This is a genomic window from Rhodoferax sp. RT5P35 (genome assembly GCF_056521385.1).
In genome coordinates this window covers 34,406-50,242 of the sequence record NZ_JBWMAX010000018.1, presented here as the reverse complement: position 1 = coordinate 50,242, position 15,837 = coordinate 34,406, and the positions used below count along the sequence as shown (strand labels likewise).

Below are 15,837 nucleotides of genomic sequence, written 5' to 3'. Positions count from 1 at the left end.
ATGTATGGCATATTAATACGCACTTAAAAATAGATTGGACGCGCATTTTCGGGTGGCGGATACTTCAGCCTGCAAAAATATCTTCCCCACGACACAAAGAGACCTCCCATGGACACCAAACCCATCGTCCCCATCGTCCTTAACCCCCGCTCCAAGAACATCACCGAAGGCAAGTCGCGCGCGCCCAACCGCTCGATGTACTACGCCATGGGCTACGAAGAGGCGGATTTCAAAAAGCCCATGGTCGGCGTGGCCAACGGCCACAGCACCATCACGCCGTGCAACAGCGGCCTGCAAAAGCTCACCGACGCAGCCATCGCGGCGATTGAAGCGGCGGGTGCCAACGCCCAGGTGTTTGGCACGCCCACCATCTCCGACGGCATGGCCATGGGCACCGAGGGCATGAAGTACAGCCTGGTCAGCCGCGAAGTCATCAGCGACTGTATTGAGACCTGCGTGCAAGGCCAGTGGATGGACGGCGTGTTGGTGGTCGGCGGCTGCGACAAGAACATGCCCGGCGGCCTGATGGGCATGCTGCGCGCCAACGTGCCCGCCATCTATGTGTACGGCGGCACCATCCTGCCGGGCCACTACAAGGGTAAAGACCTGAACATCGTCAGCGTGTTCGAAGCCGTGGGCGAAAACGCCGCGGGCCGCATGAGCGACGAAGACCTGCTGCAGATCGAGCGCCGCGCCATCCCCGGCACGGGCTCCTGCGGCGGCATGTACACGGCCAACACCATGTCCAGCGCGTTCGAGGCTTTGGGCATCAGCTTGATCTACTCCAGCACCATGGCGAACCCGCACGACGAGAAGCTGAACTCGGCGCAGGAGTCGGCCCGCGTGCTGGTCGAGGCCATCAAAAAAGACCTGAAACCCCGCGACATCGTGACCCGCAAGTCGATCGAAAACGCCGTGGCGGTGATCATGGCCACCGGCGGCTCGACCAACGCCGTGCTGCACTTTTTGGCCATCGCCCACGCGGCCGAAGTGGAATGGACGATTGACGACTTCGAGCGCGTGCGCGTCAAAACCCCGGTGCTGTGCGACCTGAAGCCCAGCGGCCAATACCTGGCCGTGGACCTGCACCGCGCAGGCGGTATTCCGCAGGTGATGAAGACCCTGCTGGCCGCCGGCCTGCTGCACGGCGACTGCATCACCATCACCGGCCAGACCGTGGCCGAGGTGCTGGCCGACATCCCCGACGTGCCGCGTGCCGACCAGGACGTAATCCGCCCGATTGATCGCCCCATGTACGCCCAGGGCCACCTGGCCATCCTCAAGGGCAATCTGTCGCCCGAAGGCGCAGTGGCCAAGATCACCGGCCTGAAAAAGCCCGTGATGACCGGCCCGGCCCGCGTGTTCGACGACGAGCAGTCGGCCCTGAAAGCCATTCTGGACAACAAAATCGTGGCGGGCGACGTGATGGTGTTGCGCTACCTGGGCCCCAAGGGCGGCCCCGGCATGCCCGAAATGCTGGCCCCCACTGGCGCGCTGGTCGGCCAGGGCCTGGGCGAGTCGGTGGGCCTGATCACCGATGGCCGTTTCTCCGGCGGCACCTGGGGCATGGTGGTGGGCCACGTGGCCCCCGAGGCGGCCGTGGGCGGCACCATTGCCTTCATCGAAGAAGGCGACTCCATCACCATCGACGCGCACCAGCTGCTGCTGCAACTCAATGTGAGCGACGAAGTGATCGCCCAGCGCCGCGCCGCCTGGACCGCCCCCAAGCCACGCTACACCCGCGGCGTGCAGGCCAAGTTCGCGTTCAACGCCTCCACTGCCAGCAAGGGTGCCGTGCTCGACGCGTATTGATCTCTTGCGACATTAAAAAAGCCCAGAGCAGCAATGCCCTGGGCTTTTTTTGTAAGTGCGTGCAAGGCTAGCGCGGGGGCTTGCGCTTGGTACCCATGGCTTCCTTGTTTTTGTCGATGCGCGTCTGCTTGCGTGCGTCTTCGCGTTGCATCACTTTGCGCTTGGTATAGCCGGTGGTGTCGGCCCACCACCACCACAGCACGGCCAGCATAAAAGGCGACAGCACGATGGTCCAGCTCCAGCCGACCACGGGGGCAACTTCCATGTATTTCAGCAGCAACATCACGATTCCGATTCCCAAAAACAGCATGTTTCGCTCCAGTGGGGGGTACAGCCCGCAACACTGCAGGAATGGCTACCGCCCGATAAAATTATTCACTGTACCCTACACCATAAGGAAAAAAATGAGACAAGCCCTGTTTACTTTGGCACTGGCTGCCGCCTGCTGCACCCCGGCTATGGCCAGCCTGGACCTGGCTAAGGCCAAGAACTGCCTGGGCTGCCACGCGGTGGACAGCAAACTGGTGGGCCCGGCCTTTAAGGATGTGGCCGAAAAATACCGGGACGACAAGGGTGCGGCCGCGCAACTGGCGCTGAAAATCCGCAAGGGCGGCTCCGGCGTGTGGGGGCCCATGGCCATGCCTGCCAACGCCCAGGTCAACGAAGCCGACTCCAAGAAACTGGCCGCGTGGGTGCTTTCGCTGAAGTAAACCTACCTCTGCCCGCAACCCAAGCCCGCGCTGTTGCCGCGGGATTTTTAATGGTCTTTTCAGCCTCTAGCGCATATTCCCGCTACGCCATTAGCTACTTAAAATATAGCAATCAGCTAGCAGTCTGGAAATGGAACAACTGCACCAGCCGCCCGTTGTCCGGCCGGTTGCCAAACAACTCGCTCACGGCGTGGAAGTAGTCGCTGCGGAAGACGACCAGGCGGTTGAAGCGCATCGGCACCTCGAACAGCCACTCCCAGCGGCCATCGCGCTGCGCCCGCCACTGGGCGAAAGGCTGGAGTTTGTTGGGCGGCAGGTGGCGTTTTTGGAAGTCCATCAGGCTGGCAAATCCGCCCGCCTGCACGTCGGCGGCTTCCGGGCGGCGCGCCAGGCCGGTGGCCCGGTGGCGATAAAAGCTGGTGCCGCCCTGGCAATCCTCGGGCAAGCTCAGGTAGAGCACGCCGCCAAAAATATGCGGCAGCGTGGGGCTGTCTACATGCACATCGGCACGGGCCTCGTCATGGCCCAAGCTGACGCGCAGGGCTTCGTGGTCGGGCGAATCCCATTTGACAGTGCGGCCCAGCGCGTCGGCGATGCGCTGCATGGTGGCATCGCAGGGCTGGGCGGCGGTTTGCACGCCGGGGAACACGCCGTTGGCCAGCAATTGGGTGCGCTGCAGGCACAGGGCCAGGGCCTGCGCCCGAAAGGCCATCGGGTCCAGCAGAAAATCGTCGATGACCAGCAGGTCGCGCTCTTGGCAGGCGGCGGCCAAATCAACGCCAGGCGCTGCGCGCAGTGCGTCCAGCGGCGGCGGCACGTACCGGTGCGCCTGTGGTTCGGCATAGCCCAGGTTCAGGCGCTGTGCCATTTGTTTGTCGCCTAGGGCCAGGGCGCGCTGGCGGCTGGCCAGGGCCTCGGGCAGGCTCCAGCGCTGGTGCTGCAACTGCGCCAGCGCTTCGTACCAGGTGGCGTGCTGGCCGTCCAGCGCCACGGCGGTGGCATAGCTGCGTTCGGCTTCGGCGTAGCGGTTGCGCTGGATCTGCAAGGCACCCAGCTGGGCGAGTGCTTGCGGACTCACCGGCTCGACAGCGCAGGCGGCTTCCAGCACCGCGCAGGCCTCGTCGGCCTGCCCTTGCTGTGCCAGCACCTGCGCCAGTTCCAGGCGGTAAGCGATGGCAGTGGGCTCCAGGGCAATGGCCTGGCGAACCAGTGGCACGCCCAAGACGGCCATGCCCATGGCCACGTAAGCCATGCCCATCAGATGCAGGGCCTCGGGATGCTGGGGCTGCTCCTGCAGCGCCGACTGGTAGCAGGCAAACGCCTGCTGGGTACGGCCCTGCGTCTGGTGCGCGCGGCCCTGGTTGAGCAGTTTGGATACCCTCATACAGCCTCCGCGTTGGCTTGCTTGTAGTCCCTACCCAAGACATTACCACCCACCAAAACCCCCATGCTGGACTCCTTTGTGCGCGGCCACTGTACCCCAGCCCGGCCTGTAGATAATCGGCACACCATGACCGACCTCCCCACCCTTCCCCCGGGCCTGATTGCCGTGACTGGCGATGAAGGCGCGGGCAAAACCCACTATTTACGCCGCCTCGGCGACACCGGCGCGCTGTGGCTGGACCTGGCTTTGCCCGGCCAGGATGGGCAGACTCCGCAAGAAATTTGGGCAGCGATGCAACAACGCAGCCCGCACTGGGATACCGGGCTGCACCAGGAATTGGTAGAGGCCTTGCTACTACAGCCCCACCAGGACAAAAAGCTCTACATGCTCTCGGCGGGCAGCCGGCGCAAGACTGCGCTCGCGGGTTTGCTCGCCAGTGGGGCAAGGGTGACCTGCCTGGACCAACCCTATGCGGCCCTGGACGGGGCTTCCATCCGAGTCATCAACGGGGTTTTGAACGCCATGGCCGAACACCCCACCCGCACCTGGGTGGTGGCCGACTACGAGTCCCATCCCCAACTGCCCTGGCGGCAGGTGGTTTCGCTGGATGGCAGTCGCTGAACGGATTGCTATGGTTTCGGTAGCTGCTCACGTTCAGGCAGTGAGCGTGAGCAGTCTGAAAAGCCTGTAAAGATCAATAGGCTTGCCCCAATTGGCCCAGGATGGCCGGGTTTTCCAGCGTGGACGTGTCTTGCGTCACCGCCTCGCCCTTGGCCAGGTTGCGCAGCAGGCGGCGCATGATCTTGCCGCTGCGCGTCTTGGGCAGGTTTTCGCCAAAGCGGATGTCCTTGGGCTTAGCGATGGGGCCGATTTCCTTGGCCACCCAGGCGCGCAGCTCGTTGGCTATTTTCTTGGCCTCGTCGCCGGTGGGGCAGCCGCGTTTCAAGACCACGAAGGCGCAGATGGCCTCGCCGGTCAGGTCGTCCGGGCGGCCCACCACAGCGGCTTCGGCCACCAGGGCGGTGTGCGACACCAGGGCGGATTCGATCTCCATAGTGCCCATGCGGTGGCCCGACACGTTCAGCACATCGTCGATACGGCCGGTAATGCGGAAGTAGCCGCGGTCGGCACTGCGCACTGCGCCGTCACCGGCCAAGTAGGTGGTGCCGCCCATTTCTTCGGGGAAGTAGCTCTTTTTGAAGCGATCCGGGTCGTTCCAGATGGTGCGGATCATGCTGGGCCAGGGCCGCTTGACGACCAGCAGGCCACCGGTGCCGTTGGGCAGGTCGTTGCCCACCTCGTCGACGATGGAAGCCATGATGCCGGGCAGCGGCAACGTGCAGCTACCGGGCACCAGCGGTGTGGCACCAGGCATGGGCGACATCATGTGGCCGCCGGTTTCGGTCTGCCAGAAGGTGTCGACGATGGGGCAGCGCTCGTGGCCCACGTTCTTGTAGTACCACATCCAGGCTTCGGGGTTGATCGGCTCGCCCACCGAACCCAGGATGCGCAGGCTGTCCAGATTGGAGCGGTCGGGGTGGACTTTTTCGTCGGCCTCGGCAGCCTTGATCAGCGAGCGGATAGCGGTGGGCGCGGTGTAGAAAATCGTGCACTTGTGGCGTTCGATCATCTGCCAGAAGCGCCCGGCATTCGGGTAGGTGGGAATGCCTTCAAAGATGATTTGCGTGGCCCCGGCTGCCAGCGGGCCGTAGGCCACGTAGGTGTGGCCGGTGATCCAGCCGATGTCGGCGGTGCACCAGAACACGTCGTCGGGCTTCAAATCAAAGGTCCAGTCCATCGTCAGCTTGGCCCACAGCAGGTAGCCGCCGGTGCTGTGCTGCACGCCTTTGGGTTTGCCGGTGGAGCCGGAGGTGTAGAGGATGAACAGCGGATGCTCGGCACCCACGGGTACAGGCGGGCAGTCGCTGCTTTGGCCTGCCGTCGCTTGGGCAAAGGTCTGGTCGCGCCCGGCCACCATGGCGCAGGCGGTGGCGGTGCGCTCGTACACAAACACATTCTTGATCGACGCACAGCCGCCCATGGCGATGCCTTCGTCGACGATGGACTTCAAAGGCAGCTCTTTGCCGCCGCGCATCTGGTAATTGGCGGTGATGACGGCCACAGCACCGGCATCGATGATGCGTTCGTTCAAGGCCTTTGACGAGAAACCACCAAACACTACGCTGTGGGTGGCACCGATGCGGGCGCAGGCCTGCATGGCGACTACGCCTTCCAACGTCATGGGCATATAGACCAGCACGCGGTCGCCCTTTTGGATGCCCGCAGCCTTGAGCGCGTTGGCGAACTGGCTGACCTGGGTGAGTAACTCTTTGTAAGTGGTCTTTTTGACCGTACCGTCATCGGCTTCGAAGATCACCGCCGTCTTGTTTTCGGTCGGTGTGCCCATGTGCTTGTCCAGGCAGTTGGCCGAAGCATTGAGTTCGCCGTCGGCAAACCACTGGTAGAACGGTGCATTGGACTCGTCCAGGGTCTGGGTGAAGGGTTTGTTCCACAGCACGTTTTCGCGCGCCAGGCGGGCCCAGAAGCCTTCGAAGTCGCTCTCCGCCTCAGCGCACAAGGCGTTGTAGCCATCCATGCCGCTGATGCGGGCCGATTTTTGCATCGCCTCGCTAGGGGGGAACACGCGGTTTTCAATCAACACGGACTCAATGGCAGAACTCATGGGTTTGTCTCCTCGATGGATTTGGGATTAGTTATCGCTGGCGTTAATGTCGGTCTTGGCTCTTACGTATTGCTGACGTGAAAAAACGGTACAAGCCCTGATCCTACAATCCAACTTTGCAATTAACGCCCCTTCACCCCAAAAATGTCCGAATCTACCCCGCCCAAACCCAAACCGCTGCGCCCCCTGCCCCGTTTCATTTTTGCCAGCCGTTGGCTGCAGTTACCGCTGTACCTGGGCCTGATCGCAGCGCAGGCGGTGTATGTGGTGCACTTCCTGGTGGAGCTGACGCACCTGATAGAGGCTTCTTTTGGCAACCAAGACGCGCTGCAAACGTTAGTTAACAACATTGGCTACAAAAATGCGGCCCTGCCCAGCGGCTTGAATGAAACCATCATCATGCTGGTGGTGCTGGCGCTGATCGACGTGGTGATGATTTCCAACCTGCTGATCATGGTGATTGTGGGCGGCTACGAGACCTTTGTGAGCCGCATGGACCTACAAAGCCACCCAGACCAGCCGGAGTGGCTGAACCATGTGAATGCCTCGGTGCTCAAGATCAAGCTGGCCTTGTCCATCATCGGCATTTCGTCCATCCACCTGCTGCGGACCTTCATCAACGCCGCCAACTACGACGATAAGGTGCTGATGTGGCAAACCATCATCCACGTGGCGTTCTTGCTCAGCGCCCTAGCGATTGCGTATACCGACAAGCTACTCACCGCCAACTACAACGCGGCGCGGCACGACTGATTCTGCCGTTCATACCGGGTCACGCCGGGTGAACTCGCCGCCGCTCGGGCCGCAGCTTGCGGTCTTGCAGCCAGGGCGCAAAGGCCTCGGCCGACATGGGGCGGGCAAAGTGATAGCCTTGCAGCTCGTCACAGGCCAGGGCTTTGAGCTGGCCCGCCACCTCGGCCAGCTCCACTCCTTCGGCCACCACCTTCAGGCCCAGCGTGTGGCCCAGGGCGATGATGGCGCGGATGATGGCAAGGTCGGTGGGGTCAGTCACCATGTCGCGCACAAACGACTGGTCAATTTTCAGCTTGTCGATGGCAAAGCGCTTGAGGTAGGCCAGGCTGGAATAGCCGGTGCCAAAGTCGTCGATCGACAGTTGCACGCCCAGGGCTTTCAGCGCCGCAAGTTGCTCCACGGCCAGGCTGGTGTTGTCCATCAGCACCGACTCTGTAATCTCCAGTTCCAGCGCGGCAGGTGCGATGCCGTGGTCTTGCAGGCACTGCTGGATCTGCACCAGCAGCCCGCTGTCGGCCAGTTGCAGGGCCGATAGGTTCACCGAGACCGTCAAAGCGGTAAAACCCTGCGCATGCCATTGCGCCAGTTGCCCGCAGGCCTGCTGCAACACCCAGGCACCAATGGGCCGGATCAAACCGGTTTCTTCGGCCACTGGAATGAAACGTGCTGGCGGCACCGAACCCAGCTCCGGGTTATCCCAGCGCAGCAAGGCCTCGACACCGACCACATCCAGTCCATCCAGCGCCTTGGCATTGATCTTGGGCTGGAAGTGCAGGCTGAATTCGCCGCGCTCCAGGGCGTGGCGCAGTTGCTGCTCCAGCATCTGCCGCTGCTGGGCCAGTTGCTCAATTTCGGGCTCGTAAAACCGCGCCATGTCGCGCCCGGCATTTTTAGCGGCGTACATGGCGGCATCGGCGCGGCGCATCAGCAGGGGCAGGTCCAGGCCGTCGTCCGGGTACAGCGCAATGCCCACGCTGCACGAGACCTGCAGGTCGTGGCCATCGACGTGGTGGGTTTGGCGGATCTGCGGAATCAGCCGGCGCTCCACCGCCAGCTGCACCTCCTCGCGCCCGGACACGCCGCGCAGAATCACCACATACTCATCGCCACCCAGGCGACTCACGGTGTCATCACCGCGCACGGCCTGGCTCAGACGGCTGGCCACCGAGCGCAGCACACCATCGCCAATATGGTGGCCCAGGGTATCGTTGATATTTTTGAAGCGGTCCAGGTCGATGAACAGCACGGCCACCCGCTCGCCGCTGCGCTGTGCGGCCTCGATAGCCGCCTCCAACCGGATCACGCACAGCGCCCGGTTGGGCAGTTCGGTCAGCACATCGTGCTGGGCCAGAAACTGCACCCGGGCCTCGGTACGCTTGCGGTCGGTGATGTCGACCGAGATGCCAATGTACTGCGACACCGCGCCAAAGTGCGAGCCGTCGCGCACTGCCGAAATCATCAGCCACGCCGGGTAGGTTTCGCCCGAGCGTTTGCGGAAATGGACCTCGCCCTGCCAGGCATCGCGGTCTTGCGACAGGCCGTTTAGGCTTTGCTCCACGCTCGCCACTTCTGTACCTTCCAGCAGCACGCTCAGGTGCTCACCAATCACCTCGTAGAAGTCGTACGAGGTGCTGCGGCAAAACGCCCGGTTGACGCTCAAAATCTTCTGCTGCCCGTCCATGATGATGATGCTCTCGCTGGAAGCCTCAAACACCTTGGCCCAGAGCTCCAGGCGGCGTTCCATCACCTTGAGCACATTGATCGGGGTAAAGGCCGTGAGTACCGCGTCCCGCCCCTGGAACTGCAGCCTGCGCGCTGACAGCACCGCCCACGAGGGCTCGGCACCGCTCAGCCAGCGCACCTCGAACTCATCCACCTTGCCCTGGTCCGACAGTTGCTGGAAAAACCGTGCGCGCACGCCCGGCTCCAGTCCCGTGCGCCAGGGGTCACGGCTCTGCCCGGCCAGCCAAGGCAGGGCCGGAGCGTTGGCGTGCAGCACCTCGTGGTCGGGCACCGAGGTGACCACCAGCGCAATCGGAATCGCCTCGACCAGCGCCTGCTGGGCCTGGGCGGCGCGGCTACGGGCGGCGGCTTCCTGCTCGGCCAGCCGTTGCTGGTCCAACTGGGCCAGCATGCCGTTGAAGGCGGTAACCAGTTGGCCGATTTCGTCCCGGCTGTGCCACACAGCGCGACGCGTATGGTCGCCCGTCTGGCGCACCGCGTCGGCCACCGAGGCCAGGTTTTTCAGGGGCCGCGATATCTGGCGGGCCACGGCATACACCAAACTCAAAATACAGCTGAGCAACAAAAAGGCGGTGCCCAGGTGCAGCCACATGCGGTTGAACAACGCCTCCACCCGCTCGTGCAGCAGCCGGTCCAAATCGGTGGCGGTACGGGCCCAGGCCTCGGTCAGCGCCAGCAGCGAGTCGCCGTAATGCCGCTGCAGCAATTCCAGGTTGTGCGGATTGGCATCGCCATCGGCCAGCAGTTGCACCGCCGCCAAAAATTCGCCCAGCCGGACCTCCAGCGCAGTACGGCTGCCCTCCAGCGCGGCGCGCTGCGCCGGGGTGCCGGCGGCAAAGGCCTGGTTGTAGTCTGAACGGATGCCCAAGGCCACGGCATCCAGCCGCCCGGCCAAGATCAGCAGTTCGGTGCGACGGTCTTGCACACCGGACGGAATCGCCACTGCTGACGGGACCTTGGGCAGGATGCGGATGGTGTCGTTGAGTACCTCCAGCAGCTCGGGGAAACGCAGCACCACCAGCGACATGGCGTAGTAGCTGTCCAGATCGGGGTCCAGGATCAGGTTGGACTGGTTGCCCACGGTGGTCAGCAACTCGCGGGCCTGGCGCAGCATGGGCTTCAAGGCCTTTTGGTGCTCGGCCGGGTGGGTCTCGGCGCTGAGCTGCTGCCAGCTGTCTACAAAGGCCTTGCTGGCCTGCGCTGTCTGCAAGGCATCGTCGTAGCGCATGCGCAAGGTATCCAAACGCAACAAGGCCACCGACGGGGGCAATGCACCAGTTTGGGGCGGCAAAAAAGGCTGCATCAGCACGTCTCGTACTGCCGCGCTGTAGGCCGTACCGACGATCTCTTTGCGGGTGAAATCGATCGACTGGAATTTCTCGTGGATCAGGATGCTCGACACGTAAATTACGGCGGTCAGGTCAAGCAGATAAATCAGCGTGAGCTTGCGCCCCACACTCAGGCGACCCAGCCAGCGGGTGAATACTTGGGCGGGTTTGAAGCCTACCGGCACAACGCACGGGCACGTGGTTTCATGCCAGGAAATGACACCACCCCACAGGCCACCAGGGGCGTGTGGGGTGGTGTTTGGGGGTTGCCGATGCGGAAACCGTCAGCTTGCATCTCAGGTGGTCACCGGCACCAGAAATTCGCGGCTAATGTGCGCGCCCAGCTCGTTGACACGGTCCAGGAACTGCGTGAGGAAGGCGTGTAGGCCAGTGGCCAGTATTTCGTCAATACGGGCAAACTGCAGATCGGCGCGCAGCTTGCCCGCGCGGCGCAGGGTTTCGCTGTTGGGATTGGTGGACACCAGCGACAGGTTGCTCAGCACCTCGTTCAGGCTGCCGTGCAAAGAGCGCGGCATGTCAGCACGCAAAATCAGCAGTTCGGCCACGCGCTCGGGCTTGATCACGTCGCGGTACACCTTGCGGTACACCTCGAAGCCCGACACGCTGCGCAAAATCGCGCTCCAGTGGTAGAAGTCGTACTCTTGGTCTTTCTCGCTGGCGGCACCAAAAAAGTCGCTTTGCACAGCATGGAACTTCACGTCCACCAAACGGGCGGTATTGTCGGCCCGCTCCAGGAAGGTACCCAGACGGGTGAAGTGGAAAGCCTCGTCCTGCAGCATGGTGCCCAGCGTGACACCGCGCGACAGGTGCGAGCGGAACTTGACCCACTCGAAGAACTGCGCGGGGTCGGTCTCGAAATCGCCCGCCTTGAGCATGCGGTTGACCTCCAGCCAGGTGGTGTTGAGCGTCTCCCAGACTTCGGTGGTCAGGGTGCCGCGCACGGCACGGGCGTTCTCACGGGCGGCCCGCAGGCAAGAGATGATGGAAGACGGGTTTTCTTCGTCTTTCACCATGAACTCCATCACCGCTTTGGAGGTGATCTCGCCGTGCTTTGCTATGTAGGGCTGCAGCAGTTCGCTGATCGACAGCAGGCCTTGCAAGCCCACCTGTGCCACCGCGGCCGACTGGGGCAGCAGCGCGGTTTGGTAGTTGATATCCAACATCCGGGCGGTGTTCTCCGCGCGCTCGGTATAACGGGACATCCAGAAAAGATGGTCGGCGGTGCGTGACAGCATGTGGTTATTCCTGTGGTCTGTTGTCTACGATTGGGTCTGGATTTGCGTCTCTGCTGGAATGACGGGAACCGTCGCAGGCACGGCATCGTCTTCCAGAATCCAGGTGTCTTTGGTGCCTCCACCTTGCGATGAGTTAACCACCAGCGAGCCGTCTTTCAGGGCTACGCGGGTCAGGCCGCCGGGCACCATCTGGACGGTTTTAGCCGACAGCACATAGGGGCGCAAGTCGATGTGGCGCGGTGCAATGCCGCTCTCCACAAAGGTCGGGCAGCTGGACAGGCTGAGCGTGGGCTGGGCGATGTAGCCGCTGGGGTTAGCCAACAAGGCCGCGCGGAATTCCTCGATCTCGGCTTTGGTGGAGGCCGGGCCGACCAGCATACCGTAGCCGCCAGCGCCGTGTACCTCTTTGACCACCAGGTCTTTGAGGTTGGCCAGGGTGTATTTCAGGTCTTCCGGGTTGCGGCACATGAAGGTGGGCACGTTGTTCAGAATCGGCTTCTCGCCGAGGTAGAACTCGATCATCTGGGGCACATAGGGGTAGATGGACTTGTCGTCGGCCACACCTGTACCTACACCGTTACAGATCGACACATTGCCCGCCCGGTAAGCCGACATCAGGCCGTCGCAGCCCAGGGTGGACGTGGGGCGGAACACCTGCGGGTCGAGGTAGTCGTCGTCCACCCGGCGGTAAATCACATCCACGCGTTTCGGGCCGCGGGTGGTGCGCATGTAGCAGAACTTGTCTTTGACGAACAGGTCTTGCCCTTCCACCAACTCGACACCCATTTGCTGGGCCAAAAACGCGTGCTCAAAGTAGGCGCTGTTGTACATGCCAGGGGTCAGTACCACCACGGTCGGATCCGAGGTGGCGGCGGGGGCCGAGGCACGCAGGGTTTCCAGCAGCAGGTCGGGGTAGTGCGCCACGGGTGCCACGCGGTGGCTGTTGAACAGGTCGGGGAAGAGCCGCATCATCATTTTGCGGTCTTCCAGCATGTAGCTCACGCCGCTGGGCACGCGCAGGTTGTCTTCCAGCACGTAGTACTCGCCATTGCCCTGGGCATCGGGGGCGCGGACGATGTCGACACCAGAGATGTGCGAATAGATCTGGTTGGGCAGGTCCACGCCGATCATCTCGGGGCGGAACTGGGCGTTGTGCATGATCTGGTCGGTGGGGATGATCCCCGCCTTCAGAATCTCCTGGTCGTGGTAGACATCGTGCAAAAAACGGTTCAGGGCGGTGACGCGTTGTACCAGGCCTTTCTCCATACTGCCCCACTCTTGCGCGGGGATGATGCGGGGGATCAGATCGAAAGGAATCAAGCGCTCGGTGCCCGAGCCGTCTTCGTCTTTGGCGCCGTACACCGCAAAGGTGATGCCGACGCGGCGGAAAATCATTTCAGCTTCTTCGCGGCGCTTGGCCATCATGTCGCCGGGCTGCCTGGCCAACCAGGCATCGTAGATTTTGTAGTGGTCCCGAATCTGCTTACCCTTTGAGAAAAACTCGTACGGCAGACCTGTGTACATCTCGTCAAATTTTTGCATAAATAAGTCCATCTCCTGATACATAAGCATAGCAAGTAGCGCGCCAGGTTGGTGCAAAAACAAGCGGTCTATGGGAGGTGCGGGCCAGTCCGTACCTCTGTGGCACCTCCACGGCACCCATCGTAGCGCTGTTTGCGCAGCTATCTCACGGCGGACGGTGTTGCCAGTAACGGGGATCGTCCTGGCGCTCGCAATGCATCTGGGTGGGTGCCGTCGATTGCCAACTGGCAGCCCCGCAGTGGCTGCTATCCACCACCGGGATGCCGCGCTGCTGGTAGCGCTCCAGCACCGGCGGCGCAGGGTGGCCAAACCGGTTGCGGTAACCGGCTTGCACCAGCGCAAAACGCGGCTGCACTGCATCCAAAAATGCCGGGCTGCTGGAGGTTTTGCTGCCATGGTGCGGCACCAGCAAGACATCGGCCTTGAGCAGCGCGTGGCTAGCGACCAATGCGGCCTCTTGCGGCTGCTCGATGTCGGCCACCAGCAGCGCCGTATGCATGCCATTGGAGATGCGCAACACACAGCTCAAAGCGTTGGGCTTTTGCGCCACCGCGTAGTCGGTCACCTGCGGATGCAGCACATCAAAACGCACGCCATCCCAGGTCCAGCCCTGGCCTGCCGCACAGCGCTGCACGGGGCGTACGGTCTGCAGGGGATTGCCCGCTTCGATAGAGCTCAGCAGCGTAGCCTGCGGCTGCGTTGCCAGCAACGAAGCCGCGCCGCCGCTGTGGTCACTGTCGCGGTGGCTGACCACCACCGTGTCCACCGTTTCGCCCCACGCCCGCAGCAAGGGCACCAGCACCCGTTGGCCTGCATCGCTGTCCAGTCCAAAGCGCGGGCCGGTGTCATACACCAGCGTGTGCGCGGCAGTGCGTACCACCACGGCGTTGCCCTGGCCGATGTCGGCGGCCAGCAGCCCGAAATGGCCATGGGTTGGACGCGGGCTTTGCCACAGCAGCACCGGCAGCAGCAGCGGCACGCCCATGGCCCGCCAACCCCAGGGCAGGCGCAGCACCAGCAGAACACCGCCCAATATGGCCGTAGCGCCCATCCATAGTTCAGGAGCTGCTACGGAAATAGTAGCAAACGGTACTTGCACCAGCAGCTGCAGCACCCAGCCCAGCGCGTCGATGGCCAGCGCTGCCGCCTGCCACAGCGGCGGCAGCAGCGCGCCCAGCATGCACAGCGGTGTGACCACCAATGTCACCCACGGAATCGCCAGCAAATTGGCCAGCAGGCCCACCACCGACACCTGCTGGAACAGCAGCAGCGTCAACGGGGTCAGCGCCAGAGTGATGGTCCACTGCTCGCGCAACATTAAGGCAAATCTACCTCTAGCGCTTATATCGCCTTGGCTAGCAGCTCCTGAATCCGTAGCAAACAGCACCGCCACCGCCACAAAGCTCAACCAAAACCCGGCCTGCAGCAAGGCATAAGGGTCGACGGCCAGCACCACCGCACAAGCCAGCAGGCACACCGAAGGCCAGGGCCATTGCCGCCCGCCCACCCGCAGCAGGCCCATGGTGGCCAGCATCCAGACGGTGCGCTGCGACGGCACACCCCAGCCGCTGAACACCGCGTACGCCGTAGCCAGCAGCACACCGCCCACCAGCGCCACCTGCGGCACCGGCCAGGCTTCACCCGCTCGCCAGCCCAGTACATCGCTGCGCCGCCACAGCCAGCCCACCGCCGCCGCGGCTAGCCAGGCAAACATGGTCACGTGCAAACCGGAGATGCTCATCAGATGCGCCACACCTGTGGCCCGGAACATATCCCAGTCAGCGCGTTCGATAGCGTTCTGATCGCCCACCACCAGCGCGGCGATGGCCCCGGCCAAATGCCGGTCCGCCACCTGCAGATAAATGCTGTCGCGTACCGCCTGCCTGGCCCGCTCCACCGGATGCTGCCAGGTCGCGGCCAAGCGCTGCGGTGCCACATCTTTGGGTCCTGCGCGCACGCTGCCGGTGGCCTGTACGCCCTGCTCCCAGAGCCAGAGTTCGTAGTCAAAACCATGCGGATTGCGGCCGCCGTGCGGGGCCTTGAGGCGCACCGTCATTTGCCAGCGCTCCCCGGCGCGCAAATCGTCGGGCTGGCGCTGCAGCTCCAGTTGCGTGGCGCTGCCTCCCCCGCCAAACGCCAATACACCGCTGTACCAGGCCAGATCGATCAGCGGCGGCACGGTAGCTGGGGCAGCATTCAGCCGGGCCGACTCCACTTGCAAACGGAACCGCAAGCCCGCTTCACTGCGCTGTGGCATTGCCACCACAATTCCGACCACAGAGATGTCTTGGCCCTCTAAATTCGGGTCCAAAGCGGTGTCGACAAATGCCACGGCCCGCATGCCGCACAGGCCAAACGCCAGAAACAGTCCGCCCAACAGCGCCACCAGCCAACGCAACATGCCCGACCCGGCCGCCAACCGCAATGCTATTCTATTAATAGCTACCAGCGCAATTAGAATAAGCGCAAGAAGCATGAATGCCATGTAAACGGGTACACCCCACAACGCGCCTTGGCCCATTTGCAGACCCGTACCGAGCGCCCAGCCAAGCAAACCCGGTGCCACCAGCGCCACGCGTTTGATCTCCGAAGGCCACTGGTTTTGCATAAGGTCATACCCCAATCG

At 62.9% G+C, this 15,837-nt stretch carries 11 protein-coding genes; 4 read left to right on the top strand and 7 right to left on the bottom strand.

The annotated features are described in order from the left end of the window. Window positions 1-108: 108 nt before the first annotated feature. Window positions 109-1,812, top strand: coding sequence for a dihydroxy-acid dehydratase (ilvD, locus tag AC097L_RS21630; RefSeq protein ID WP_479588786.1), 1,704 nt, complete (start codon window positions 109-111; stop codon window positions 1,810-1,812). A gap of 67 nt (window positions 1,813-1,879) precedes the next feature. Here the strand turns inward: ilvD and AC097L_RS21625 are convergent, their stop codons facing one another. Next, the gene (locus AC097L_RS21625) at window positions 1,880-2,122 is read right to left on the bottom strand and encodes a TIGR04438 family Trp-rich protein (RefSeq protein ID WP_348014714.1); all 243 of its coding nucleotides are present in this window, start codon (window positions 2,120-2,122) and stop codon (window positions 1,880-1,882) included. 94 nt (window positions 2,123-2,216) lie between these two features. Between AC097L_RS21625 and AC097L_RS21620 the strand changes: the two genes are divergently transcribed. Continuing rightward, the gene (locus AC097L_RS21620) at window positions 2,217-2,522 is read left to right on the top strand and encodes a c-type cytochrome (RefSeq protein ID WP_479588785.1); all 306 of its coding nucleotides are present in this window, start codon (window positions 2,217-2,219) and stop codon (window positions 2,520-2,522) included. 112 nt (window positions 2,523-2,634) lie between these two features. Here the strand turns inward: AC097L_RS21620 and AC097L_RS21615 are convergent, their stop codons facing one another. After that, window positions 2,635-3,906: a DUF6445 family protein gene (locus AC097L_RS21615; protein WP_479588784.1), complete on the bottom strand. Its 1,272-nt coding sequence runs from the start codon at window positions 3,904-3,906 to the stop codon at window positions 2,635-2,637. Window positions 3,907-4,032: 126 nt separating this feature from the next. On the opposite strand from AC097L_RS21615, the gene AC097L_RS21610 reads away from it, so the two are divergent. Then, complete coding sequence (locus AC097L_RS21610; protein WP_479588783.1) at window positions 4,033-4,527, top strand: hypothetical protein; 495 nt, start codon at window positions 4,033-4,035, stop codon at window positions 4,525-4,527. A gap of 73 nt (window positions 4,528-4,600) precedes the next feature. Here AC097L_RS21610 and acs read toward each other — a convergent pair whose 3' ends face one another. Next, complete coding sequence (gene acs, locus AC097L_RS21605) at window positions 4,601-6,589, bottom strand: acetate--CoA ligase (protein ID WP_479588782.1); 1,989 nt, start codon at window positions 6,587-6,589, stop codon at window positions 4,601-4,603. Window positions 6,590-6,733: 144 nt separating this feature from the next. On the opposite strand from acs, the gene AC097L_RS21600 reads away from it, so the two are divergent. Next, window positions 6,734-7,342, top strand: coding sequence for a TIGR00645 family protein (locus AC097L_RS21600; RefSeq protein ID WP_479588781.1), 609 nt, complete (start codon window positions 6,734-6,736; stop codon window positions 7,340-7,342). 19 nt (window positions 7,343-7,361) lie between these two features. Here the strand turns inward: AC097L_RS21600 and AC097L_RS21595 are convergent, their stop codons facing one another. The 4 genes from AC097L_RS21595 to AC097L_RS21580 all read right to left on the bottom strand — a co-directional run bounded on the left by AC097L_RS21595 (window position 7,362) and on the right by AC097L_RS21580 (window position 15,819). Next, window positions 7,362-10,598: an EAL domain-containing protein gene (locus AC097L_RS21595; RefSeq protein WP_479588780.1), complete on the bottom strand. Its 3,237-nt coding sequence runs from the start codon at window positions 10,596-10,598 to the stop codon at window positions 7,362-7,364. A 111-nt stretch (window positions 10,599-10,709) separates the two neighbouring features. Then, a complete protein-coding gene (locus tag AC097L_RS21590) occupies window positions 10,710-11,669 on the bottom strand; it encodes an alpha-E domain-containing protein (RefSeq protein WP_479588779.1) in 960 nt (319 codons plus the stop codon). 24 nt (window positions 11,670-11,693) lie between these two features. Beyond that, window positions 11,694-13,211, bottom strand: a complete 1,518-nt coding sequence (locus AC097L_RS21585; RefSeq protein WP_479588778.1) for a circularly permuted type 2 ATP-grasp protein — start codon at window positions 13,209-13,211, stop codon at window positions 11,694-11,696. Window positions 13,212-13,356: 145 nt separating this feature from the next. Further along, entirely contained in the window at window positions 13,357-15,819 is a 2,463-nt protein-coding gene (locus AC097L_RS21580; protein ID WP_479588777.1) for a DNA internalization-related competence protein ComEC/Rec2, read from the bottom strand. Window positions 15,820-15,837 lie beyond the last annotated feature (18 nt).